The organism is Dankookia sp. GCM10030260, assembly GCF_042666655.1.
Lineage (GTDB): Bacteria > Pseudomonadota > Alphaproteobacteria > Acetobacterales > Acetobacteraceae > Paracraurococcus.
On the sequence record NZ_JBHTDE010000002.1, the window covers coordinates 469,624 to 491,113 of the forward strand.

Genomic DNA, 21,490 nt, shown 5'->3' on the forward strand with positions numbered 1-21,490 from the left:
GGCGTCAGACGGTGAACTGTTCCGCGATGATCCGCTCGGACAGCCCATGGTCCGGGTCGAACAGCAGGGTCAGGCTGACCGTGCGGTCCTCCCGCACCTCGACCCGGCGGACGTCGCGCACCTCGGTGTAGTCGGCCACCGCCGCCACCGGGCGCTTGTCGGCTTCGAGGATCTCGAACACCACCGCGGCATCGCCCGGCAGCAGGGCGCCGCGCCAGCGCCGCGGCCGGAAGGCGGAAATCGGCGTCAAGGGCAGCAGGTTGGCGCCGAGCGGCACGATCGGGCCATGCGCCGAGAGGTTGTAGGCGGTGCTGCCCGCCGGCGTCGCCACCAGCACGCCGTCGCAGATCAGCTCCGGCAGGCGGACCTTGCCGTCCACCAGAATGCGGACCTTGGCGGCCTGGCGGGTCTCGCGCAGCAGGGAGACTTCGTTGATCGCCAGGGCCTCGGCCACCTGGCCATCCGCCGCGGTGGTACGCATCCGCAATGGGTGCAGCACGGCCGCCTGCGCCTCGGCCAGGCGTTGCTCCAGCCCGTCCTCGCGGTAGTCGTTCATCAGGAAGCCGACGCTGCCGCAATTCATCCCATAGATGGGGATGTTGCGGCCGAGCCAACGGTGCTGCGTCTCCAGCATGCAGCCGTCGCCGCCGAGCGAGACGATCGCCGCAGCCTCCTCGGTCGCCACCTCACCGTACAGGGCCACCAGCCGGTCCCGGGCGGCTCCCGCGACTTCGGTCGCGGCGGCATGGAAGGCGATGCGGCCGCGGAAATCCTCCGGCTGCAGCGCCGTCGGCTGCGGGAAGGGCAGTGGCGACACCTCGTTCACGCCGCGGTCACAGCGTGATCGGCCGGGCAGCCCGATGTTCGAGCACCGGCATGTCCCGCCGCACCCGCGCCGTCACCGTCGGGTCGATCCGCGCCGTGGCCCAGCCGATCCCGTCCGAGACCTTGGCGACCACATGCCCCCAGGGGTCGGCCACCAGCGAATGCCCGTAGACCGAGCGCTGCGCGCCGCGCTCCTCGTACTGCCCGGTTGAGGCGGCGGCGAGGATCCAGCACTGGCTCTCGATCGCGCGCGCCTTCAGCAGGACCTCCCAATGGTCCTTGCCGGTCTGCAGGGTGAAGTTCGAAGGCACGAGAATCGCCTCCACCCCCAGCTTCCGCAGCGCCAGATATTGTTCGGCGAAGCGGATGTCGTAGCAGATGGTGCAGCCGAAGGTGATGCCGCCGGCCTCGAAGGTGACCAGCTGGTCGCCAGCGCCGTACAAGGCGCTTTCCTTGTACCCGGTGCCGTCCGGCCCGGTGATGTCGAACAGGTGGACCTTGCGGTAGCGGGCGATCTCGGCACCCGAGGGGTCGAAGACGAGCGTGGTGTTGAACAGCTTTTCCGCACCGTCCTCAATCATGGAGCCGCCATGGACATGAATTCCATGGGTCCGCGCCAGATCGCGCAGCATCTCGTAAGCCGCGCCACCCGGCTCACCCGAGCCTGCGGGCGGCAGGATCTCCGCGGCCGCCTTCCGGCTGTCGCGGCCACCGCCGAGATTGGTCCAGGTCTCCGGCAGGGTGACCAGGCAGGGCCGGTCGGCCTCGACCGCGGCTTCGATCAGCCGGCGCGCCTGGGCCAGGTTCGCCGCCTTGTCGCTGCCCTGGTTCATTTGGATGACGCTGACGCGCATGCCTTCCCGTCCTCCTGCTGCCGCGCACTAAGCCGCTTTGCCGCACGGCCGGCAAGTCGACCTAGCGCCCGCGCTCGCCCGGCCAGTCCACCTTTGGCTCGGACCGGCCGCCGCGGCTTTCCGGCCAAGCGGCCGGTGGCGGCACCGGGGGGGAGATTCGCGGATCCTCCGCCACGGCGCGCGGGGCGCGGCTCGGCAACTCGACCCAATCCTCGGTGGCCGCACGGCGGGGCGTGCCCGACAGTTGCAGCGACAGGCTGCGGATCTCGGCCTGCAACTCGTCAAGCTGCGCCTCGATCGAGTCGAGCCGGCCCTTCACCCCGAAAACGCTGAACGGCATCAGCAGATAAGCCAGCCCCGCCAGCAGCAGCAGGAGCAGGGCAACCAGCCCTGTCCAGTCCGGCAGGCCGGGGATGGCGAGCCGTGATGCGAGATCCTGCAGCAGGCCCATGCGCGCTTCACCTATGCCATGCGGGGCCGGGACAGGGCGCCCCGGCGCTGATCAGCCGCCGGTGACGCTCATGTGCCGCCCGACGGAAGGCCGGTTATGACGCCGGTCGATGATGAAGTCATGCCCTTTGGGCTTGCGGGCGATCGCCGCCTCGACCGCTGCCTTCAGCGCCGCGTCATCGACCGAGGGATCGCGCAGCATGGCACGGAAATCCGCCGAATCCTCCTGGCCGAGGCACATGTACAGCGTGCCGGTGCAGGTCAGCCGGACCCGGTTGCAGCTTTCGCAGAAGTTATGGGTCATCGGCGTGATGAAGCCGATCCGCCGCCCCGTCTCCTTCACCGTGTAGTACCGGGCGGGGCCGCCGGTCTTGTAGTCGGTGTCCTCCAGCGTCCAATGCTCGCGCAGCCGGGATCGCACCAGGGACAGTGGCAGATACTGGTCGGTGCGGTCGCCGCTGATGTCGCCCATTGGCATGGTCTCGATCAGGCACAGGTCGAAGCCGTGCTCGCCGCACCAGGCCAGCAGGCGGTCGTATTCGTCCTCGTTCACGCCCTTGAGCGCGACGGCGTTGATCTTCACCGCCAGGCCGGCCGCCTTGGCGGCGAAGATGCCGTCCAGCACCTTCTCGATATCGCCCCAGCGGGTCGCCGCCTTGAAGGCGGCCGGGTCCAGCGTGTCGAGCGAGACATTGATCCGCCGCACACCGGCGCCGTAGAGGTCCTCGGCCATGTGGGCGAGCTGGGTGCCGTTGGTGGTGACCGTCAGCTCCTTGAGGCCGCCGTCGCCCAGCCGCGCGCCCAGGCTGCGGAACAGCGAGATGACGTTCTTCCGCACCAGCGGCTCGCCCCCGGTGAGCCGCAACTTCTGCACGCCCATGCCGATGAACACGCCGCACAGCCGGTCGAGTTCCTCGAGCGTCAGCACCTCCCGCTTCGGCAGGAAGGTCATGTCCTCGGCCATGCAGTAGACGCAGCGCAGGTCGCAGCGGTCGGTGACCGAGACGCGGAGATAGGAGATCCGTCGGCCGAACGGATCGATCATGGACGACATTCCCGGATGCTGGTGTTGACTGTTGTGACCATTTGGTCCGCAACCCCCATGCGCCGCAAGCCCCCGGGCGGTGTGGCCGGCGCGGGGCAGACCTGTCCCCGCCTCAGCCCCGGCTGTCGACGATCTCCAGCTCGACCAGGGCGGCGTTGATCAGCAGCTTGCCCATATTCTCGAAATTCACCGTGATCCGGTCGCCGATGACCGACTGCACCTGGCCCTTGCCCCAGTCGGGCCGGTCCGGGTGGCGCACGCGCATGCCGGGTTCGATCAGGCTGGGCACGAAATTCCTTGTCCTTCGCAGGGCTGAAACGGTTCGTTAACGTCGGGCATTCTAGCCCGAACGCCTGCCCGACAGGATGCGGCCGATGCGCATGGACGCCCAGCTTGCCCGAACCCTTGCCGCCCGGATCTGCCACGACCTGGGCGGCGCGGCCGGAACGCTCTCCGGCACGCTCGACCTGGTGGGGGAGGGTGATGCCGGGATGCTCGACCTGGCGCGCGACACCGCAACCGAATTGCGCCAGCGGCTTCGCCTGTTCGCTGCCGCCTGGGGCGGCGGGGCGGCTGCCACCGACGCCGCCGGCCTGGCGCAACTCCTGGCCGCCGCCCCTGCCGCGCCACGGGTCGGTTTTCGGCTCGACCACTTGGCGCCGGGCGCCGAACTGCCGGCGGCGCTGGTGCCGCTGGCGCTGAACGCCGCCCTGCTGGGGGCGGAGTCGCTGCCGCGCGGCGGCACCGTCACGCTTGCCGGCGCTGCGGCGGAAGGGCTGGTGGTCTGCCTCGATGGGCGCGATGCCGCCTGGCCGGCCGGGCTGCTGGCGCTGCTCGGCGGCGCCCGGCCGGACACGGTGCTGCGGGAAGGACCACGCCGGGTCCTGGCGCCGCTGCTGCTCGCCCTGGCGGCGGAGGCGGGCTGGGCGCTCTCGCTGGCGCAGGGGGCGGGGGCGCCGCCCCTGCTGCTCGGCCCCGGCTGAGGGCCGCGCGCCGCTTTACCGATTCTTCGTCCCCCGCCGGCATCCTGGCGTGACGCCCTGCGCCCGTCCGGGCGCCGACACGGGGGACGAGAATGGACGACTTGCTCGCCGATTTCCTGACCGAGACCAACGAGGGCCTGGTCGCACTCGATGCCGCGCTGGTGCGGCTGGAGCGCGCGCCGGAAGACGCCGCGACCCTCTCCGAGGTGTTCCGCATCGTCCATACCATCAAGGGAACCTGCGGCTTCCTTGGGCTGCCGCGGCTGGAATACGTCGCGCATGCGGCGGAGAACGTCCTCGGCCGCTACCGCGACGGCACCCGCCCGGTCACCCAGCAGGGCATCTCGTTGATCCTCGCCGCGCTCGACCGCATCCGCGGCATCGTCGCCGGGCTGGAGGCGACCGGCGCCGAGCCGGCCGGCGACGATGCGTCGCTGACCGCCCAGCTGGACGCCGAGGCGGAAGGGCGCGGCGCGGCGGCGCCGGCCACCGCGGCGCCGCCCGCCGCGCCGGAGCCGGAGGCCGAGGCGCCCACCGGCATGGGCGGCGGCGCCCCGCCGCAGACGATCCGCGTCTCGGTCGAAGTCCTCGAAGGCCTGATGATGCTGGTCTCCGAGCTGGTGCTGACCCGCAACCAGCTGCTCCAGCTGGCCCGCACCCAGGGCGACAATGCCTTCGCGGTGCCGCTGCAGCGGCTGTCGCACATCACCAGCGATCTGCAGGAAGGGGTGATGAAGACCCGGATGCAGCCGATCGGCAATGCCTGGGCCAAGCTGCCGCGGCTGGTGCGTGACCTGGGCGTCGAACTCGGCAAGCGCATCACGCTCGACATGCGCGGCGCCGAGACCGAGCTGGACCGCCAGGTGCTCGAGCTCATCAAGGACCCGCTCACCCATATGGTCCGCAATTCGGGCGACCATGGGCTGGAACGGCCGGAGGACCGGATCGCGGCCGGCAAGCCGGAGACCGGCCGGATCATGCTCGACGCCCGGCATGAGGGCGGCCATATCCTGATCGAGATCGGCGACGACGGCCGCGGCCTGAATGCCGAGAAGATCCGCCAGAAGGTGCTGGCCCAGGGCCTGGCGACCGAGGCCGAGCTGGCCGGCATGGCGGAACGCGACATTCACCGCTTCATCTTCCGGCCGGGCTTCTCCACCGCGGCCGCGGTCACCGCCGTCTCCGGCCGCGGGGTCGGGATGGATGTGGTCAAGACCAACATGGAACGCATCGGCGGGACCATCGACATCCGCTCGCGCGAGGGCCACGGCACCACCTTCGTCATCAAGATCCCGCTGACCCTGGCCATCGTCTCCGCCCTGATCGTCGAAGCCGGCGGCGAGCGCTTCGCCATCCCGCAGATCGGCGTGGTGGAGCTGGTGCGGGTCGGCGGCGAGGGCACCGCGCAGCTCGAGCGCATCAAGGACGCGCCGGTGCTGCGGCTGCGCGACCGGCTGCTGCCGCTGGTCAACCTCGCCGGCCTGCTGCAGCTGGACAGCACGGCCGCGGATGCCAGCGGCTTCGTCGTGGTGACCCAGGTCGGCAGCCATGTCTTCGGCATCATCGTCGACCGCGTCTTCGATACCGAGGAGATCGTTGTCAAGCCGGTGGCGCCGATCCTGCGCCACGTGACGATGTTCGGCGGCAACACCATCCTCGGCGACGGCAGCGTCATCATGATCCTCGACGCCAATGGCATCGCCCGCGCCACTGGCCTCGGCACCGAAGGCGGCGAGGTGGAGCCGGAACGCGATGCCGGGCGCCCGGCGCATCTCCTGCGCTCGGACGCGACCACCGCGCTGCTGCTGTTCCGCGCCGGGGAAGGCGCGCCGAAGGCGGTTCCCCTCGGCCTCGTCGCGCGGCTGGAAGATGTCGAGCGCGAGCGGATCGAGGTCGCCGGCGGCCGGCCGCTGGTGCAGTACCGCGGCCAGCTGATGCCGCTGGTGCCGCTGTCCGGTCATTGGGACGCCGAGACCACGCCGGCGCGGCAGCCGGTACTCGTGTTCAGCGACGGCGACCGGACCATGGGGTTGATGGTCGACAACATCCTCGACGTGGTCGAGGAGCGGCTGGTGGTGGACGGCGCCGGCGAGCGGCCGGGCTATCTCGGAAGCATCGTCGTCGCCGGCAAGGTGACCGAGCTGCTGGACACCGCCTGGTGGCTGCGCCAGGCCGGAGAGGACTGGTTCGGCCCCGCCGCCTCCAAGGCGGTCGGTGAGGCGCGCCGCGTCCTGCTGGTCGAGGATAGCGCCTTCTTCCGCAACCTGGTCGTCCCGGCGCTCGGCGCCGCGGGCTATGTCGTCACCGCCGTCGCCGATGCCGCCGAGGCGCTGCGGCTGCGCGAAGCCGGTGCCGGCTTCGACGCGGTGCTGTCCGACATCACCATGCCGGGCATGGACGGTTTCGGTCTCGCCCGGGCGCTGCGGGCTGAGGGCCCATGGCGCGACCTGCCGCTGATCGCGCTCACCGGCCGCGCGGGACCGGAGGATATCGAGCGTGGCCGCGAGGCCGGCTTCACCGATTACGTGGCGAAATTCGACCGTGCCGCGCTGCTCGACAGCCTGGCGCAATGCCTCGTCGCCCCCCTGGCGGCACAGGTCGGCGGCTGAGCGGAAAGGATCGGAACAATGCATCAGGCCATGACCGCATCGGCCCAGGCGCCGAAGCCAGCCCTGTCCCGCCACGAGGAGGCGGCTGAGGTCTTCCTCACGCTGACCGTCGCCGGTCAGCTTTGTGGCGTCCCGGTGCTCTCGGTCCGCGATGTGCTCGGCGTGCAGGCCATCACCCGCATCCCGCTGGCGCCGCAGGAGGTGGCGGGCAGCCTCAACCTGCGTGGCCGGATCGTCACCGCGATCGACCTGCGGCGCCGGCTCGGCCTGCCGCCGCGTGATGGCACCGACGCCATGAGCGTGGTGGTGGACCGCGACGGCGAGCTTTACTCGCTGCTGGCCGACGCGGTGGGAGAGGTGCTGCCGCTGCCATCGCGCGACCGCGCGCCCAACCCGCCGACCCTGGACCCGCTGTGGCACGACGTCTCACGCGGGGTGCACCGCTTGGGCGAGCAGTTGCTGATCCTGCTCGATGTCGAGCAGGTCTTGGCGATAGGCGCATGAGCGGGACGGCAGACGGGGCGGCGTGCTGCCTCGTAGTCGATGACAGCCGGGTGGTGCGCAAGGCAGCCCGCCGTATCGTCGAGACGCTGGGCTTCACGGTGCGGGAGGCCGAGGACGGCGCCCAGGCGCTGGCCGCCTGCCGCGAGGCGATGCCGGATGTCGTGCTGCTCGATTGGAACATGCCGGTGATGGACGGCATCAGCTTCCTGCGCGCCGCGCGGGCCGAGTTCGGCCCCGACCGGCCGGTGGTGGTGCTCTGCACCACCGAGGCGGCAGCGGAGCGCATCGTCGAGGCGCTGGAGGCCGGGGCGCAGGAATACATCATGAAGCCCTTCGATGCGGCGCTGCTGCAGGACAAGTTTGTCCAGGCCGGGCTGCTGCCGGACCAGGCCGCATGACGGCGCCGGACAGTCCTGCACGGGTGATGCTGTGCGACGACAGCGCCACGGTGCGCGCCGCCATGGCGCGCGTGCTGGACGCCGATCCGGCCATCCGCATCGTCGCCCGCGTGGCGAACGGGCAGGAGGCGGTGGCGGCCATGGCCCGGCTGCCGGCGGCGCAGCGACCGCAGGTGGTGCTGCTCGACCTCGAAATGCCGGTGATGGACGGCATGACGGCGCTCCCGCTGCTGCTCCAGGAACGACCGCGGCCGGCGGTGATCGTCGCCAGCGCCTTGACCCAGCGCGGTGCGGCGGCTGCCATGGCGGCACTGCGGGCGGGGGCGGCGGACTATATCCCGAAGCCCGGCGCCGCCTGCGGCGGGCTGGCCGACCCGGCCTTCCGGGCGGAGGTCCTGGCCAAGGTGAAGGGTTGGGCCCGCATGGGCGCCGGCGCCCCGGCGCCGCGCCCCGCCGCCGCACCGCCGCGCATGGCGCCGATGCTGCCGATGCGGGGGCTGCGAGCGATCGGGCTCGGCTGCTCGACCGGCGGGCCGCAGGCGCTGGCCGGCTTCGTCCAGGGCTTGGTCCGGCCGCTGCCGGTACCGCTGCTAGTGGTGCAGCACATGCCGGCCGGCTTTACCGCCATGCTGGCCGACCATCTGGACCGGCTCGGCCGGCTGCCCTGCGCCGAGGCGCGGGATGGCGAAGCGCTGCGGCCCGGCCGGCTCTATCTCGCACCCGGCGACCGGCATCTGGTGGTGGCGGCCGGCGCGGGCGGCCTTGTGGCGCGGCTGGCCGACACGCCGCCCGAGAATTTCTGCCGCCCCGCGGTGGATCCCCTGCTGCGCAGCCTGTCGGCGGCCTGCAGCGGGGCGATGCTGGCGGTGATCCTGACTGGCATGGGGCACGATGGCCTGGCCGGCTGCCGCGCCGTCGCCGCCGCCGGCGGCACGGTGCTGGCGCAGGATGAGGCGAGCTCGGTGGTCTGGGGGATGCCGGGGGCGGTGGCCAAGGCGGGCCTGGCCCAGGCACTGCTGCCGCCGGCGGCGCTGGCGGAACAGGTACTGGCCGCCTGCGCCGGCCGGGCAAGCATCGGGGCAGGGGTGGTGGCATGAACCGGGAAAGCTTCGCCTTCATCGCTGGCCTAGTGAAGGGCCGCTCCGGCCTCGTCCTCACCGCCGACCAGGGCTACATGCTTGAAACCCGGCTCGGCCCGCTGTTGAAGCGGGAGCGTCTGGCGGACATCGACGCGCTGGCGCTGCGGCTGAAGGACCCGCGCGCCGCGGGCCTGGCCGAGCAGGTGACCGAGGCGCTGACCACCAATGAGAGCAGCTTCTTCCGCGACGGCCGGCCCTTCGAACACCTGCGCCGGGTACTGCCTGCGCTGGCCGGGGCCCGCGCGACGGGCGTGCGGCTGCGAATCTGGTCGGCCGCATGCTCGACGGGTCAGGAGGCCTATTCGATCGGCATGATCCTCGCCGAGCTGGCGCTCGACCGGCGTGCGGAGATCATCGGCACCGATATCGCGCAGGAGGTGCTGGCCCGCGCTCGCGACGGCAGCTTCACCCAATTCGAGGTGCAGCGCGGCCTGCCGGCGAGGCTGCTGGTAAAGCATTTCCGCCAGGAGACGGGGCGCTGGCGCGTCGCGCCGGAGTTGCGGGCGATGGCGCGGTTCGAACGCTTCAACCTGCTGTCCGACCTGCGCTCGCTTGGCAAGTTCGACGTGATCTTCTGCCGCAATGTGCTGATCTATTTCGACACCCCGACCAAGGCCCGGGTGCTGGACGCGATGGCGGCGCAGCTTGCCCCCGATGGCGTGCTCTACCTCGGCGGGGCGGAGACGGTGCTCGGCCTGACCGGCCGCCTGGTCCCCGTCCCCGGCGAGCGGGGCGTCTATGCCAAGGCCACCGCCACGGCACTGGCCGGCTGATCCGCCCGGCGTGAGGCCGGGCGGCCCCGCATCAGGCCGCCTGGGCGGCCAACTCGCCCAGCGGCACCCGGCCGGCGACCGGGTTCGGCTCCCGCAGCACGTAGCCGCGGCCCCAGACGGTGGCGATCAGGTTGTCGGCGCCGGCCTGGGCCAGCTTCTTGCGCAGCTTGCAGATGAAGACGTCGATGATCTTCACCTCCGGCTCGTCCATTCCGCCATAGAGGTGGTTGAGGAAGGCCTCCTTGGTCATCACCACGCCCTTGCGCAGCGTGAGCAGTTCGAGGATCGCATATTCCTTGCCGGTCAGGTGCACCGGCGTGCCAGCCACCATCACCTCGCGCGAGCCGAGGTTCAGCACCAGCGGCCCGACCACCAGGTTCGACTGGGCGAAGCCTTTGGTCCGGCGGACCACGGCCTGGATGCGGGCGATCAGCTCCTCGCGGTCGAAGGGCTTGGTGATGAAGTCGTCGGCGCCGACGCCGAAGCCTTTCACCTTGGCCTGCGGCCGGGCAAGGCCCGAGAGGATGAGGATCGGCGTCTCCACCCGGGCGGCGCGCAGCCGGCGGACCACCTCGTAGCCCTCCATGTCCGGCAGGACGAGGTCGAGCACGACCACGTCGTAGTCGTAGAGGCGAGCGAGTTCCAGCGCCTCCTCGCCCGTGTCGACGGCATCGACGATCATCGCCGCCGATTTCAGCATCGCCACGATGCCGCGGGATGCAGTCAGGTCGTCCTCAACCAAAAGGGTACGCATACTTGGTGTCTCCACACGTCTTGCGTGCAAAAACTAGCACCTTAACGCGCGTTGTGAAGGAGAAATTCACGTCCTGCGTGTATCATTTTCCGAGACAAATCGCTTGGGAATGATGACCAGCCGAGTGCCCAGCATCCGATCCAACGAAAAGCAGGTGGTTGAGCGTCTCGATGCAGCGCGTGCGGCGCTGGGCCGGGTTCTGCCGAAAGGTCTGCACGGAAAGGTTGTGTCGGCCAGTAGCGTCGCATTTTCCGTCGAAGGTCTCGCGCCCTGGCTCCGGCTCGGCGCGACCCTTACGCTGCCGGGTGCCGACGACGTTCCCATATCGGGGGAGGTGGTGGCACTGCGTGACGGTATCGCCACCGCGCTTGCCTTTGCCCCGCTGGAGAGCATCGGTGCCGGCACCCCGGCGAGCCTGGCCTCGCCCAGCGTGCTTGCGGTCGACGATTCCTGGCTTGGCCGGGTGCTCGACCCGCTCGGCCGGCCGCTCGACGGGCAGGGGCCGTTGCGGCCCGGGGCCAACCCGCGCCCGCTGCGCGCCGCGCCGCCACCGGCCGGGCAGAGAGCCCGGCTCGGGCCGCGGCTCGACCTCGGGGTCCGGGTGCTGGACGCCTTCGCCACCTGCCGGCGCGGCCAGCGGCTCGGCCTCTTCGCCGCCTCGGGGGTCGGCAAGTCCACCCTGCTGGCCATGCTGGCCGCCGATGCGGATTGCGACGTGGTGGTGCTGGGCCTGGTGGGGGAGCGGGGGCGGGAGCTGCGCGAATTCCTTGAGGACGACCTCGGCCCCGCGGGCCTGGCGCGGTCGGTGATCATCTGCGCCACCTCGGACAGCCCGGCGCTGCTGCGGCGCGAAGCCGCCTATGCCGCCATGGCGGTCGCCGAGCATTTCGCCGAAGCGGGACAGCGGGTGCTGCTGCTGATGGACAGCGTCACCCGCTTCGCCATGGCGCTGCGCGAGATCGGCCTGGCGGCGGGCGAGCCGCCGGCGACCCGCGGCTATACCCCCGGCGTCTTCGCCGAGCTGCCCCGCTTGCTGGAACGCGCCGGGCCGCGGACGGAGGGCAATCCGGGTAGCATCACCGGCCTGTTCACCGTGCTGGTCGAGGGCGACGACCATGACGAGCCGGTCGCCGATGCGGTGCGCGGTATCCTCGACGGTCATGTCGTGCTCGACCGCCGGATCGGCGAGGCCGGGCGCTACCCGGCGGTCGACGTGCTGCGCAGCCTGTCGCGCACCGTGCCGGGCTGCCTGGCACCGGAGGAGCGCGACCTGATGCTGCGCGCCCGCCGCATCCTGTCGCTGCATGCCGAGATGGCCGACCTGGTCCGGCTCGGCGCCTACCGCGCTGGCACCGACCCGGCGGTGGACGAGGCGATCCGCCTGGCCCCGCGGATCGAGGCGATGCTGAGCCAGGGCAAGGGCGAGGCGGGGACGGTGGAGGCGGCCTTCGCCGCGCTCGCCGCGGCGCTGGATGGCGCGTGACCCGCTTGCCGCGCTGGTGCGGCTGCGTCGGTTGGAAACGATGGAGGCCAAGCGCCGCCTGGCGGTGCAGGTCGGGCAGGAGGCTGCGGCGGCGGAACGCCTGGCCGCTGCCGCCGCAGCGCTGCCGGCCGAGCATGCCGCAGGCGAGGCTGCCTGGCGGCTCTGGCTGTCGCGCGGCCTGGCGGCGCGCGATCGTGCCGCGCTAGCGCAGGACCAGGCCGCCATCCGCCGCAGCAACGCCCAGGCGGTGGTGGCGGAATGCCGCGCGGCCGAGCGCGCCGTCGACCTGCTGCGGGACCGCCGCGCGGCCGAGGCGCGGCGGCAGGCGCTGCGCCGCGCCCAGGCGCTGCTGGACGAAGCGGCGCGGCGGACTCGCCCGGCCGGGTGAACTGGCCATGCCACAGCCGATGGGTATCGCGCGTTATCCCTGGCAAGCAAGGGAGACGATTGCGATGCGAGAGGGAAACAACGGCGGGCGATGGGTCCTGTTGGCGGCGGTCCTGCTCGGCCCGCCGGCCTGGGCGCAACCGTCCCCCCAGGGCACCCAGCAGGCTGCCCCTGCCGGGCGGAATGCCGAGGTCTGGGACTATCGCACCCACCAGCCGAACCCCGCCGAGATCGAGGCGCGCGAGCGCGCCCGTGGCCTGCCGCAGGCGGCGCGGCCCGGCGAGACGCAGGAGGTCGACAGGCTCTACCGGGAGCTCACCGGCAGCGACCCGCAGGCGGCGCCCCGCGCGACCCCGCGCGACACCGACCGGCGATAAGCCGCCGACCGGGATGGTCCTGACCGGGGCGGGGCGACATGGCCGAGCCGGCCACCCGGCCCTGAATCCCCCGTCGGGCTGTGACGGGCTGGCGACTACTGCGCCGTCAGCACGCCGCGGCGGATCTGGTCGAGCTCGATGCTCTCAAACAGGGCGCGGAAATTGCCCTCGCCGAAGCCCTGGTCGCCCTTCCGCTGGATCAGCTCGAAGAAGATCGGCCCGATGACGGTGCCGGTGAAGATCTGCAATAGCCGGCCGCCCTCCGGCGTCGGCGCGCCGTCGGTCAGGATGCGGTTGCGGGCGAGCCGCGCGACCTCGTCGGCGCCAAGGTCCGGCATGCGCTTTGGCAGCAACTCGTAGTAGGTGTCGGGCGTGTCCATGAATTCGATGCCGGCCGCCCGCATGCCCTCGACACTCCGGAAGATGTCGGTGGTGCCAAGGGCGATGTGCTGGATGCCCTCGCCGCCATAGGCGCGCAGGTATTCCTCGATCTGCGACTTGTCGTCGCTGCTTTCGTTGATCGGGATGCGGATCTGGCCGCAAGGAGAGGTGAGGGCCCGCGACTTCAGACCGGTCAGCTTGCCCTCGATGTCGAAGTAGCGGATTTCGCGGAAATTGAAGAGGCGGGCGTAGAAGTCCCACCAAACATCCATCCGGCCGCGATGCACGTTGTGGGTCAGATGGTCGATCACGGTCAGGCCATTCCCTGCCGGTCGGGCGTCGATGCCGTCCACCCAGCGGAAATCCACGTCGTAGATGCTGCCGCGCGGGCCGTAGCGGTCGACGAAGTACAGTAGGCTGCCGCCGATTCCCTCGATCGCCGGGATGTTCAGCTCCATCGGCCCGACCCGGCCGAGCACCGGCCTGGCGCCGAGCTCGATCGCCCGGGTGTAGGCGGCGGCGGCATCGGCGACGCGAAAGGCCATGGCGCAGGCGCAGGGGCCGTGCACCCGCTGGAAGGCCTGGGCGAAGCTCTCCGGCTCGGCGTTCAGGATGAAGTTGACGTCGCCCTGACGCCACAGCGTCACCTGCTTGCTGCGGTGCTGCGCCACCGCCCGGAAGCCGAGCCGGGCGAACAGCGCCTCCAGCGCCGGCAGGTCGGGGCCGGTGAACTCGACGAATTCGAAGCCGTCCGTGCCCATCGGGTTGGCATCCGAGATGACGCCGGCGAGCGGCGTGCGGTCGGGCGGGATGTCCATGCTGCGTCTCCTTGGTGATGTGATCTGGCCGATCCGGCCCTGTCCGCCTTGGTCAGCGGACCCGGTCAGGTGACGGGCTGGTCGCCGGGTGCCGCGGCGCCGGGCGGGATCGGCGCGGCATCGCGCGCCTCGGCCAGCAAGGCCGGCAGATCCTGTGTCGCGTCGAAGAGGTCGGCGTAGTCGTCGATGACGAAGTAAGTCGGCTGCAGGTCGTCGATGAAGTAGTCGCTGCGCAGCACGCGCCGCACGTCGAACCGCAGCCGGCGCGGCGCGGCGCCCGCCGTCGCATGCAACGTCTCGGCCGAGGAGGAGAGGATGCCGGCGCCGTAGGCGCGGAGCGCGCCGGCCTCGCGGATCAGGCCGAACTCCACCATGTGCCAGTACAGCCGCGCCAGCGGCTGCAGCGCGCCGATCCGCGCGGCCGTCTCGCCCAGCCGCCCATAGGCTTCGAGGAAGCGGGCAAACGCCGGTTGGGTCAGCAGCGGCACATGGCCGAAGGCGTCGTGGAAGATGTCGGGTTCGACGATGTAGTCCAGCTCCTCCGGCCGGCGAATCCAGTGGGTAACGGGGAAGCGGCGGGCGGCAAGATGGGCGAAGAAGGCATCCTCGGGGATCAGCCCCGGCACCGCCACCAGGGCCCAGCCGGTCGCGGCGCGCAGCCGGGCGGAGGCCTGGGCGAAATCCGGCACCCCCGTGGCGAAGTCCAGCCGCGCCAGCCCGGCGCGAAAGGCCGCCGCCGCATGGCGCGGCAGCAGCGCCGTCTGCCGGGCATAGAGCCTGCGCCAGGTCGCATGGTCGGCCGGCGGATAGGCGGCCCAGTCCTGCGGCAAGGTGAAGTCGGGCCCGGCCGCGGCGTAATCGCCCCGCAGCCCGGCCGGCAGGTTGCCTCGGCTTCCGTCCATTCTCGCCGCTCTTTTCCTTCCCACCAGAATGCCCGATTCCAGGAAGAGGTTTTCGGCGAAGATGTCCGCCCGATCCGCTCCTATTGGCGGATGTCGCTCAGACGGAGGCCAAGCATGGTGAAATCCACCATCGAGCTCGATGCCATAGACCGCCGCATCCTGCGCGCCCTGCAACGGGACGGCCGCTTGGCCGTCGTGGCATTGGCCGAGCAGGTCGGCCTGTCCGCCACCCCATGCCAGCGCCGCGTGAAACGGCTGGAGGATGCGGGCGTCATCGCCCGCTATGCCGCGGTGCTGGACCCGGGACGGCTCGGCCTGCCGCTGCAGGCCTTCGTCATGGTGGCGCTGGAAAGCCACGCCGAGGAGGTGGTGGAACGCTTCCACGCCGCCCTGGCCGAGCGGCCGGAAGTGCTCGCCGCCTATGCGATGAGCGGCGAGATGGACTACCTGCTGCACGTCCTGGCAGCGGACTTCGAGGCCTATGCCGACTTTGCCCTGAAGGCGCTGCTGCGCATGCCCGGCGTGAAGGAGACGCGGAGCTCCTTCGTGCTCACCGCGCTGAAGCCGCCCGGCGACGTGCCGGTCTGACGCGGGCCGGCTCGATCAGAACCCGCCGCCGGTCCTGAAGCCGCCACCGGCCGAGCCGCCCTCCATCGTGCCGCCGGTGCGGAAGCCGCCGCCGCCGAAGCCGCCGCCGGTGCTGCCGCCGCCGCCGCCGAACCCGCCGCCGGAGGGCACCCCCCAGCCGCCGCCGCTCCATGGCCCGCCGCCACCACCGCCCGACCAGGGCCCGCCGCCGCCGCCAGTGCCCCACGGGTCCTGCTGCGGTATCCGCTGGCGTTCCATGCGGTCCCAGAACCCGTCGCGCGACAGCGTGCCGCGCAGCAGGTCGCCGATCAGCACGCCGACCAGGGCGCCGTCGTTGAAGCCCCAATGGTCGCGGCGGACGCCGCGGCTGCGCATCTCCTCGCGGATCCGCGCCACCTCCTGCGCCCGGCGGCGGGCCTCGGCCGCCTGGGTCGCGGCCCCGGCCAAAGCGCGGTCCAGCCGCGCCGCCTCGGCCGCAGCGGCTTCCAGCTGGGCGACCACCGCGTCGTCCTCCCGCATCGGCGTGCGCAGCGCCGCGGCGCGGAGCGATTGAAGGGATTCGGCCGCCAGCGCCGCCTCCATCCGCGCGGTCGCCGCGCGCAGCGCCGCATCCTCCTGCCCGGCCCGGGCGGCGCGTGCCTCCTCGGCGCGGCGGGCGGCGGCCTCGAGCGCGGCCTCGGCCATGTCCAGCGCCTCCTGCGGCGCGGCCAGGGCATCGCCCTCGGGCAGTCCGGCCAGGCCGTGCAGCCGGGCCGCGAGCATGGCCTCGGTCGCCGCCGCTTCCGCCCGCATCCGCGCCGCATGGCCGGCCAGGCCCGCGGGCAGCGATTCCAGCAGCGCGTAGTTGCGCCGCGCCGCATCGAAGCCGGCGAGCCGCGCCACCCAGGCATCCAGCATCCGGGTCAGCCCCCCGGCGCGATAGGCGGCGGTGCCCCAGCCGCGCCGCCACAGATAGGCGAACAACGGATCGTCGAGATAGGGCTTGCCCTTGGTCGCCAGGTCGTCGCGGGCAAAGGCGGCCTTCTCCTCGGCATGCTGGGCGATCCGCGCGGCAGCCTCGGCGCCGGCACGCAGGCGCTGGAACTCGGCATCCGCCTCGGCCCGGCTCCGCGCCGCGTCGAGCGCCTGATGCTGCGCCGCCTCCACCGCGCGCAGCGCCGCGGCGCGGCGGTCGCGCTCGGCCTGGGCGGCGTCGAGCGCCGCGCGGCGCTCCGCCAGCACGGCATCGGCGGCGAGGGCGGCCTCGCCGCGCGCCTGGAGCAGGGCGCGCACCTGCTGTTCCGCCGCATCCAGCTGGCCGAGCGCGGCGCCGCCGTCGCGCAGCGCCTGGGCGCGCAGCCGGGCCAGGCTGCGCAGCGCCTCGGCCTGGGCCGCGCGCACCGCCTCCCGCCGCTGCTGCAGGCCGGCGGCCTCGGCCTCGGCCGATTGCGCCTCCTGCTCGGCGCGGCGCAGCCGGTCGTCCACGCTGTCGAGGAGTTCGAAGCCGCTCAGCATGGATGCATCACCACTTGAGGATCGCCCCGCCGGTGATGGGGACGGACCAGCGTGGCTCCAGCTCCCCGGCGCGCTTCTGGCCAACCACAGGGTCGCTGATCAGGCCGCTGCGCAGCTTCTCCTGCCGCACCCGTTCGAACTCCGCCTCCGGCACGTGCAGGCCCCATCTGGCGACGCGCGCGGTGGTGCCGTCCTCCTCCGAGGTGATGGGCACCTCGACCGGGCGGCCGTCGCGATCGAGCGCCTCGACGATCAGGTAGAAGTTCCGTGCGCGCGGATTGGCCTGCGGCACGCGCCAGACGCCGGACTGCTCACCGGGGCGGGACACGATGCGGATGCGGTATTCCTGGACGAGGTCGCGCTGCAGGTCCCGCAGCCCGGCGAGCCGTGCGCGGGCATCGCCGAGCGCGCCGGCGCCGGCCGCGGTGCGGCCTTCGGCCAGCAGCCGGGCGGCGCGGTCGCGCGGGCCCTGCAGCGTGGTGGCGGCGAGCACGCGGTCGTATTCGGCCTGCAAGGCGCGCGGCAGGCCTTCCCGCAGCTCCTGCTGCTCGGCGATGCGGGTGCGCTCGGCCGGGACATGCACGCCGAACCACCAGCCGCCGCCGGCCAGCAGCAGCACGGCCAGGGCAATGCCCACGGCGCGGCCCCAGCGGGCGCGCGTCACCCACAGCATCGCCAGGCTGCGGCCGAAGGAGGGCGGCGCCGGCGTGTAGGCGAAGCGGTGCTGCTCCAGCGCCGCGACGCCCTGCTCCAGCGTCGCCTCCGGCACCGCGATGCCCTGGGTGGCGTAGATCTCCCGCAGCCGCTGCTTCAGCGCGGCGCGACGCGCGTCGCCGGCCAGCTCGCGCTCGACCAGCCGGTCGGCATGGCGGAGCGTGTCCACCACGTCCATCGCCAGCATGGTCTCATCGAGCGCCGGCACGGGCGCCGCCGCGCCGGGCGCTGCCGGGGCGGGTCGGGTGGTGGTCTCAACCATGCGGGTTCGGCATCCGGCCTTGGCGCGAGGTCAGCCGCGCGGCGGCAAAGCGAGGGCGGCGCCCTGCTGCGCCAGCCGGGTCATGCGCTGCTTCGCCTCCTCGACCGAGCGGCGGATCTCCTCGGAATTCCGCGTCGCCGCTTCGCGCATCTCGGTGATGATCTCGCGCGAGCGCTCCTGGTAATTGACCACGCTGTCGACCAGCTTCTGCACCGCGGCGGCGGAGACGGTCGGGCCGTAACCGGCGCGCAACGCTTCCTCCTGCACCTTGCCGCCGATATCGGCCAGCACCTCCAGCGACTGGTCGACGCCCTGCTTCATCGCGTTCAGCGTCTGGGTGCTTTCATGCAGCCCGTGCAGTCCGGCGAAGGAGGCAGACAGCGCCGTCAGCACCGCCTCGTTCGTCGAGAAGAAGCTGACGGATTGCTGGTAGACGCGTTCCTTGGCGGAAGTCGTCTGCACCAGCCGGGCCATGATGACCTCGGATGTGTTGTAGGAGACCACCATGTTGTCGGCCAGGTCCTTGCAGATCTGGTAGCGGCCGTCCTCGTTCTGCAGCGTGCGCAGCGCCTCGTCGCGCGCCATTTCCAACTGGGCGCGCTGCACTGGCTCGACCGCACCGGCGGCATCCACCGCGGCGCCGGCCTGCTCGACCGCCGCCTTGGCCGTGGCCAGCTTGCCCTCGGCGGTCTTCAGCAATTCCAGCGTCAGGATCTCCGCCTGCTTCATGGCGCCGCGGAAGTCGCGATAGGCCTCGAGGATCGCCCGCTCCCGGTCGATGTTGACCTTGGTGTCCTTCGAGACTTCCAGGTACGTGCTGCGGATCGTCTGGAAACGCGAGGAGATGTCGCCGCGCCGGACATTCATCCACATGTTGCGCAGCTTCTCGCCGGTCGAGATCCGGCCGTCGGAGAGCTGGTTCACCATTTCCTTCGCATCATCGCGGATCGAATTGAAGCTGTTGGTGATGACCTCGTAGCGCTCGGCGATCTGCATGGCGCGGATCTGCTCCCGCACCACCTCGTTGAACACCGTCGCCTGGTTCAGCACGCGGGCGATCAGCGTGACACGGTCAGGGTCGAGGTCGCCGAGCTGCGACAGCAGCCCGGTGATCGGCGTCGCCTCCACCGCCGGCGGCGGCAACGGCAGGCCGAGGTCGCGCAGCGCGCCCATCGCCTTGTCGAGGTAGCGCATGGGCTGCGCGACCATGGTCTGGGGCTGTTCCATGGACTCTCTCCGCCTGTCGCGCCCTGGCTAGCACGCGGGCCGCAGCCGGCCCCTGCGGTGAATCAAGGGATCGGGCCGGCGCGGTTCAATCCCGCGCCAGGGATCGCCTCAGGCGGCAGCCGGGACGGACCAGCTCACGCGGTGGTTCAGTGTTTCGGGGTCGAAGCCGGCCAGGCGCTTATAGGCCATGACCGTCGTCTCCAGCTCGGCACGAGGCACCACCGCCTCCAGTTCGGCGAAGCCATCGGGCGCCCGGGCATGGACGATGTCCATCACCCGGTCCGGCCCGTCGCCGCGGTTGGCCTCGACCACCGCCGCGGTGGCCGGGCGGCGCGCCGCCTCGTAGGCCGTCAGCGCGGCCTCCACCCCCGGCTGCGTCGCCAATTGCAGTGCCAGCCAGCGTGCGTCGAGGATCGCCTGCGAGGCGCCGTTCGAGCCGATCGGATACATGGGATGCGCCGCATCGCCCAGCAACGTGACGCGCCCCCGGGTCCACCAGGGCAGCGGGTCGCGGTCCACCATGGGGAATTCATAGACCGCCTCCGCCCCGCGGATCAGCGCCGGCACGTCCAGCCAGCCGAAATTCCAGTCGGCGAAGATCGGCAGGAAGTCGGCGATCCGGCCGGGGCGGTTCCAGTCCTCGCGCGACCAGGACGTGCCGCTCGGGAAGCGCTGCTCGGCGATCCAGTTGACGATGCTGCGCCCGTCCGGGGCGGTGCCGATCGGGTAGCAGACGAATTTGGTGTCGCGGTGCCCGGCCTGCACCATCGAGGCGCCGGTCAGGAAGGGCGGCGCCAGGCTGGTGGCGCGCCACAGCAGCGCGCCGTTCCATTTCGGCGCGCCCTCGTCCGGGAAGAAGCCGGAGCGCACCGCCGAATGGATGCCGTCGGCGGCGACCAACACGTCGCCCTGCGCCGTGGAGCCATCGGCGAAGCGGGCGGTGACGCCCGATGCGTCCTGGGTGAAACCGACCAGCCGCTTGCCCGCCTGCATCCGGCCCGCACCCAGCCGCGCCTCCGCCGCCTGCCACAGCAGCACCTGCAACCGGCCGCGATGGATGGAATATTGCGGCCACCGGTAGCCGGCGGCGAGGCCGCGCGGTTCCGTCCAGATGGTCTGGCCGAAGCGGTTGGCGTAGCGGAATTCCTGCGTCGCCACCCCGGTCGCCGCCAGCGCCTCGCCCAGGCCAAGCTCGGTCAGCTCGCGCACCGCATGCGGCTGCAGGTTGATCCCGACCCCGAGCGGGCGGACCTCGGCGGCACTTTCGAAGACCGTGGACTCGATGCCCGCGGCGTGCAGCGCCAGCGCCGCGGTCAGCCCGCCGATGCCGCCGCCGATGATGATCGCCTGCATGCTGCCTCTCCCGCTCATGCCAAGGCCCGGCGCACCGCGCCGAGGAAATCCGCCACCGCCTGCCGGTGCATGCCGTCCCGTTCGGGTGGCACATGCGGCGGCTGCGGGAAGGCGCCTAGCGTGACCATGGCCAGCCGCTCGTCGCGACGGATGTCGATCCGCTGGCCGGCGAAGCCGATGGCCGACATCAGCCCGTCGCCCAGCCACCAGCAATAGCCGTAATGGCAGATTCCCGGCGAGGCCGGCTGCGGCACCGCGAAGCGCGGCGTGGCCATCGCCGCCACCCAGCCTTCCGGCAGCACCCGCTGCCCGGCGATCACGCCGTCATCGAGGATGAGCTGCGCCAGCCTACCGAAGTCGCGCAGCGCCATGCCGGCCCGGCTGCCGCCGATCTCCTGCCCGCCCTCCGATTCCAGCGTGTAGAAGGCATCGAACTCCATCCCCGCCGGCTGCCAAATTTTGGCCGAGAGGTACTCTGCCAGCGGCCGCCCTACCGCCCGGGTCAGGCAGGCGCCGAGCAGGAAGGTGTCGCCGGAATTGTAGAGGAAGGTGCTGCCCGGCGGGTTCGCCCGCGGCAGCGCCGCCATCATCCGCAGCACCCCGCCCGGCACCTTGTCCGCGAGCGACCGGCTGTAGCGGTTCACGTCGCAATCGGGGTCCGCATAGACCTCGGTCCAGGCGGTGCCGGAGGCCATGGTCATCAGGTGTCCCAGCGTCACGCCGTCATAGGCGGTGCCGCGCAGCTCCGGCAGGAAGCGCGCCACCGGCGCCGCCACCGAATCGATGGCGCCGTCGCGGATCGCCGCGCCGACCAGCACCGCGGTCAGCGACTTCACCGTGGACATGGTGGTCCAGCGGTCCGACTCGGCCAGCCCCAGCCCGTAGCGTTCCAGCCGGATGGCGCCGTCCTGGATCACCAGCAGGCCGGCGATGAAGTTGCGCGCCATGAAGCCGTCCACGTCGAGTCCGGCAAGTTCCGCCCCACGGACCCAGGGTCGCGGCGTGCCGCGTGGGATGACGCGGTGGGCGAACAGCCGGTCGACGATGCGGTAGCCCCAGGGCTGGATGGTCGGCGGGTAGAGCAGGAAATCGCCGGCCCGCGGCAAATGGGCGGCGGGCAGGGCCAGGCTTGGGTCCATGTCGGCCTCCTCGATTGCCGGCATGAAAGCG

The 21,490-nt window shown here is 71.8% G+C and carries 23 protein-coding genes; 10 read left to right on the top strand and 13 right to left on the bottom strand.

Features of this window, described 5'->3' with window-relative positions; translation table 11 throughout:
* Nucleotides 1-4: 4 nt before the first annotated feature.
* From ACFQS7_RS08665 to ACFQS7_RS08685, 5 genes are all read right to left on the bottom strand, one after another.
* Nucleotides 5-817: an NAD kinase gene (locus tag ACFQS7_RS08665; protein ID WP_380067232.1), complete on the bottom strand. Its 813-nt coding sequence runs from the start codon at nt 815-817 to the stop codon at nt 5-7.
* 16 nt (nt 818-833) lie between these two features.
* On the bottom strand, nt 834-1,679 hold the full coding sequence (locus ACFQS7_RS08670; RefSeq protein ID WP_380066643.1) for a carbon-nitrogen hydrolase family protein: 846 nt from the start codon (nt 1,677-1,679) through the stop codon (nt 834-836).
* 61 nt (nt 1,680-1,740) lie between these two features.
* Nucleotides 1,741-2,130, bottom strand: coding sequence for a hypothetical protein (locus ACFQS7_RS08675; RefSeq protein WP_380066644.1), 390 nt, complete (start codon nt 2,128-2,130; stop codon nt 1,741-1,743).
* Nucleotides 2,131-2,181: 51 nt separating this feature from the next.
* On the bottom strand, nt 2,182-3,174 hold the full coding sequence (moaA, locus tag ACFQS7_RS08680) for a GTP 3',8-cyclase MoaA (RefSeq protein ID WP_380066645.1): 993 nt from the start codon (nt 3,172-3,174) through the stop codon (nt 2,182-2,184).
* 112 nt (nt 3,175-3,286) lie between these two features.
* Nucleotides 3,287-3,439 (bottom strand): DUF3553 domain-containing protein, encoded by a 153-nt coding sequence (locus tag ACFQS7_RS08685; protein WP_380067233.1) that lies wholly within the window; start codon nt 3,437-3,439, stop codon nt 3,287-3,289.
* 109 nt (nt 3,440-3,548) lie between these two features.
* On the opposite strand from ACFQS7_RS08685, the gene ACFQS7_RS08690 reads away from it, so the two are divergent.
* From ACFQS7_RS08690 to ACFQS7_RS08715, 6 genes are all read left to right on the top strand, one after another.
* Nucleotides 3,549-4,157, top strand: coding sequence for a histidine phosphotransferase family protein (locus ACFQS7_RS08690; RefSeq protein ID WP_380066646.1), 609 nt, complete (start codon nt 3,549-3,551; stop codon nt 4,155-4,157).
* Between the two features lie 92 nt (nt 4,158-4,249).
* Nucleotides 4,250-6,766, top strand: coding sequence for a chemotaxis protein CheW (locus tag ACFQS7_RS08695; RefSeq protein ID WP_380066647.1), 2,517 nt, complete (start codon nt 4,250-4,252; stop codon nt 6,764-6,766).
* Between the two features lie 30 nt (nt 6,767-6,796).
* A complete protein-coding gene (locus ACFQS7_RS08700; protein WP_380066648.1) occupies nt 6,797-7,270 on the top strand; it encodes a chemotaxis protein CheW in 474 nt (157 codons plus the stop codon).
* The gene (locus ACFQS7_RS08705) at nt 7,267-7,668 is read left to right on the top strand and encodes a response regulator (protein WP_380066649.1); all 402 of its coding nucleotides are present in this window, start codon (nt 7,267-7,269) and stop codon (nt 7,666-7,668) included. Before ACFQS7_RS08700 ends, ACFQS7_RS08705 begins: the two co-directional genes overlap by 4 nt.
* The gene (gene cheB / locus ACFQS7_RS08710; RefSeq protein WP_380066650.1) at nt 7,665-8,765 is read left to right on the top strand and encodes a chemotaxis-specific protein-glutamate methyltransferase CheB; all 1,101 of its coding nucleotides are present in this window, start codon (nt 7,665-7,667) and stop codon (nt 8,763-8,765) included. Before ACFQS7_RS08705 ends, cheB begins: the two co-directional genes overlap by 4 nt.
* The gene (locus ACFQS7_RS08715) at nt 8,762-9,580 is read left to right on the top strand and encodes a CheR family methyltransferase (protein ID WP_380066651.1); all 819 of its coding nucleotides are present in this window, start codon (nt 8,762-8,764) and stop codon (nt 9,578-9,580) included. The genes cheB and ACFQS7_RS08715 overlap by 4 nt, the downstream gene beginning before the upstream one ends.
* Before the next feature lie 31 nt (nt 9,581-9,611).
* On the opposite strand, the gene ctrA is transcribed toward ACFQS7_RS08715, so the two are convergent.
* Nucleotides 9,612-10,334, bottom strand: coding sequence for a response regulator transcription factor CtrA (gene ctrA / locus ACFQS7_RS08720; RefSeq protein ID WP_380066652.1), 723 nt, complete (start codon nt 10,332-10,334; stop codon nt 9,612-9,614).
* Between the two features lie 112 nt (nt 10,335-10,446).
* On the opposite strand from ctrA, the gene ACFQS7_RS08725 reads away from it, so the two are divergent.
* From ACFQS7_RS08725 to ACFQS7_RS08735, 3 genes are all read left to right on the top strand, one after another.
* Nucleotides 10,447-11,817, top strand: coding sequence for a FliI/YscN family ATPase (locus ACFQS7_RS08725; RefSeq protein WP_408880103.1), 1,371 nt, complete (start codon nt 10,447-10,449; stop codon nt 11,815-11,817).
* Nucleotides 11,807-12,205 (top strand): hypothetical protein, encoded by a 399-nt coding sequence (locus ACFQS7_RS08730; RefSeq protein WP_380066654.1) that lies wholly within the window; start codon nt 11,807-11,809, stop codon nt 12,203-12,205. Before ACFQS7_RS08725 ends, ACFQS7_RS08730 begins: the two co-directional genes overlap by 11 nt.
* A 64-nt stretch (nt 12,206-12,269) precedes the next feature.
* Nucleotides 12,270-12,581 (top strand): hypothetical protein, encoded by a 312-nt coding sequence (locus ACFQS7_RS08735; RefSeq protein ID WP_380066655.1) that lies wholly within the window; start codon nt 12,270-12,272, stop codon nt 12,579-12,581.
* A 95-nt stretch (nt 12,582-12,676) separates the two neighbouring features.
* Here the strand turns inward: ACFQS7_RS08735 and hppD are convergent, their stop codons facing one another.
* Together hppD and phhA are read right to left on the bottom strand one after the other, a co-directional pair.
* A complete protein-coding gene (gene hppD, locus ACFQS7_RS08740; protein WP_380066656.1) occupies nt 12,677-13,780 on the bottom strand; it encodes a 4-hydroxyphenylpyruvate dioxygenase in 1,104 nt (367 codons plus the stop codon).
* Nucleotides 13,781-13,845: 65 nt separating this feature from the next.
* On the bottom strand, nt 13,846-14,682 hold the full coding sequence (phhA, locus tag ACFQS7_RS08745) for a phenylalanine 4-monooxygenase (protein ID WP_380066657.1): 837 nt from the start codon (nt 14,680-14,682) through the stop codon (nt 13,846-13,848).
* 114 nt (nt 14,683-14,796) lie between these two features.
* Between phhA and ACFQS7_RS08750 the strand changes: the two genes are divergently transcribed.
* The gene (locus ACFQS7_RS08750; RefSeq protein ID WP_380066658.1) at nt 14,797-15,270 is read left to right on the top strand and encodes an Lrp/AsnC family transcriptional regulator; all 474 of its coding nucleotides are present in this window, start codon (nt 14,797-14,799) and stop codon (nt 15,268-15,270) included.
* Nucleotides 15,271-15,285: 15 nt separating this feature from the next.
* Here the strand turns inward: ACFQS7_RS08750 and ACFQS7_RS08755 are convergent, their stop codons facing one another.
* The 5 genes from ACFQS7_RS08755 to ACFQS7_RS08775 all read right to left on the bottom strand — a co-directional run bounded on the left by ACFQS7_RS08755 (nt 15,286) and on the right by ACFQS7_RS08775 (nt 21,459).
* Nucleotides 15,286-16,764 carry a hypothetical protein gene (locus ACFQS7_RS08755; RefSeq protein ID WP_380066659.1) on the bottom strand — a complete coding sequence of 493 codons (1,479 nt, stop codon included), beginning with the start codon at nt 16,762-16,764 and terminating at the stop codon, nt 15,286-15,288.
* A 7-nt stretch (nt 16,765-16,771) separates the two neighbouring features.
* The gene (locus tag ACFQS7_RS08760) at nt 16,772-17,740 is read right to left on the bottom strand and encodes a DUF6384 family protein (protein WP_380066660.1); all 969 of its coding nucleotides are present in this window, start codon (nt 17,738-17,740) and stop codon (nt 16,772-16,774) included.
* 30 nt (nt 17,741-17,770) lie between these two features.
* Nucleotides 17,771-18,967 (bottom strand): hypothetical protein, encoded by a 1,197-nt coding sequence (locus ACFQS7_RS08765; protein ID WP_380066661.1) that lies wholly within the window; start codon nt 18,965-18,967, stop codon nt 17,771-17,773.
* Between the two features lie 108 nt (nt 18,968-19,075).
* Nucleotides 19,076-20,320 (bottom strand): flavin-dependent oxidoreductase, encoded by a 1,245-nt coding sequence (locus tag ACFQS7_RS08770; protein WP_380066662.1) that lies wholly within the window; start codon nt 20,318-20,320, stop codon nt 19,076-19,078.
* Nucleotides 20,321-20,334: 14 nt separating this feature from the next.
* A complete protein-coding gene (locus ACFQS7_RS08775; RefSeq protein ID WP_380066663.1) occupies nt 20,335-21,459 on the bottom strand; it encodes a serine hydrolase domain-containing protein in 1,125 nt (374 codons plus the stop codon).
* Between the last annotated feature and the right edge of the window lie 31 nt (nt 21,460-21,490).

Excerpts from the sequence above, each read along its gene's own strand:
- ACFQS7_RS08750 (WP_380066658.1), top strand. The coding sequence starts at position 14,797 with ATGGTGAAATCCACCATCGAGCTCGATGCCATAGACCGCCGCATCCTG.
- ctrA (WP_380066652.1), bottom strand. The coding sequence starts at position 10,334 with ATGCGTACCCTTTTGGTTGAGGACGACCTGACTGCATCCCGCGGCATC.
- ACFQS7_RS08765 (WP_380066661.1), bottom strand. The coding sequence starts at position 18,967 with ATGGAACAGCCCCAGACCATGGTCGCGCAGCCCATGCGCTACCTCGAC.
- ACFQS7_RS08760 (WP_380066660.1), bottom strand. The coding sequence starts at position 17,740 with ATGGTTGAGACCACCACCCGACCCGCCCCGGCAGCGCCCGGCGCGGCG.
- phhA (WP_380066657.1), bottom strand. The coding sequence starts at position 14,682 with ATGGACGGAAGCCGAGGCAACCTGCCGGCCGGGCTGCGGGGCGATTAC.
- ACFQS7_RS08690 (WP_380066646.1), top strand. The coding sequence starts at position 3,549 with ATGCGCATGGACGCCCAGCTTGCCCGAACCCTTGCCGCCCGGATCTGC.
- ACFQS7_RS08685 (WP_380067233.1), bottom strand. The coding sequence starts at position 3,439 with ATGCGCGTGCGCCACCCGGACCGGCCCGACTGGGGCAAGGGCCAGGTG.
- ACFQS7_RS08775 (WP_380066663.1), bottom strand. The coding sequence starts at position 21,459 with ATGGACCCAAGCCTGGCCCTGCCCGCCGCCCATTTGCCGCGGGCCGGC.
- ACFQS7_RS08770 (WP_380066662.1), bottom strand. The coding sequence starts at position 20,320 with ATGCAGGCGATCATCATCGGCGGCGGCATCGGCGGGCTGACCGCGGCG.
- ACFQS7_RS08675 (WP_380066644.1), bottom strand. The coding sequence starts at position 2,130 with ATGGGCCTGCTGCAGGATCTCGCATCACGGCTCGCCATCCCCGGCCTG.
- ACFQS7_RS08700 (WP_380066648.1), top strand. The coding sequence starts at position 6,797 with ATGACCGCATCGGCCCAGGCGCCGAAGCCAGCCCTGTCCCGCCACGAG.
- moaA (WP_380066645.1), bottom strand. The coding sequence starts at position 3,174 with ATGATCGATCCGTTCGGCCGACGGATCTCCTATCTCCGCGTCTCGGTC.
- ACFQS7_RS08735 (WP_380066655.1), top strand. The coding sequence starts at position 12,270 with ATGCGAGAGGGAAACAACGGCGGGCGATGGGTCCTGTTGGCGGCGGTC.
- ACFQS7_RS08695 (WP_380066647.1), top strand. The coding sequence starts at position 4,250 with ATGGACGACTTGCTCGCCGATTTCCTGACCGAGACCAACGAGGGCCTG.
- ACFQS7_RS08670 (WP_380066643.1), bottom strand. The coding sequence starts at position 1,679 with ATGCGCGTCAGCGTCATCCAAATGAACCAGGGCAGCGACAAGGCGGCG.
- ACFQS7_RS08730 (WP_380066654.1), top strand. The coding sequence starts at position 11,807 with ATGGCGCGTGACCCGCTTGCCGCGCTGGTGCGGCTGCGTCGGTTGGAA.
- cheB (WP_380066650.1), top strand. The coding sequence starts at position 7,665 with ATGACGGCGCCGGACAGTCCTGCACGGGTGATGCTGTGCGACGACAGC.
- ACFQS7_RS08705 (WP_380066649.1), top strand. The coding sequence starts at position 7,267 with ATGAGCGGGACGGCAGACGGGGCGGCGTGCTGCCTCGTAGTCGATGAC.
- ACFQS7_RS08755 (WP_380066659.1), bottom strand. The coding sequence starts at position 16,764 with ATGCTGAGCGGCTTCGAACTCCTCGACAGCGTGGACGACCGGCTGCGC.
- ACFQS7_RS08725 (WP_408880103.1), top strand. The coding sequence starts at position 10,447 with ATGACCAGCCGAGTGCCCAGCATCCGATCCAACGAAAAGCAGGTGGTT.
- ACFQS7_RS08715 (WP_380066651.1), top strand. The coding sequence starts at position 8,762 with ATGAACCGGGAAAGCTTCGCCTTCATCGCTGGCCTAGTGAAGGGCCGC.
- hppD (WP_380066656.1), bottom strand. The coding sequence starts at position 13,780 with ATGGACATCCCGCCCGACCGCACGCCGCTCGCCGGCGTCATCTCGGAT.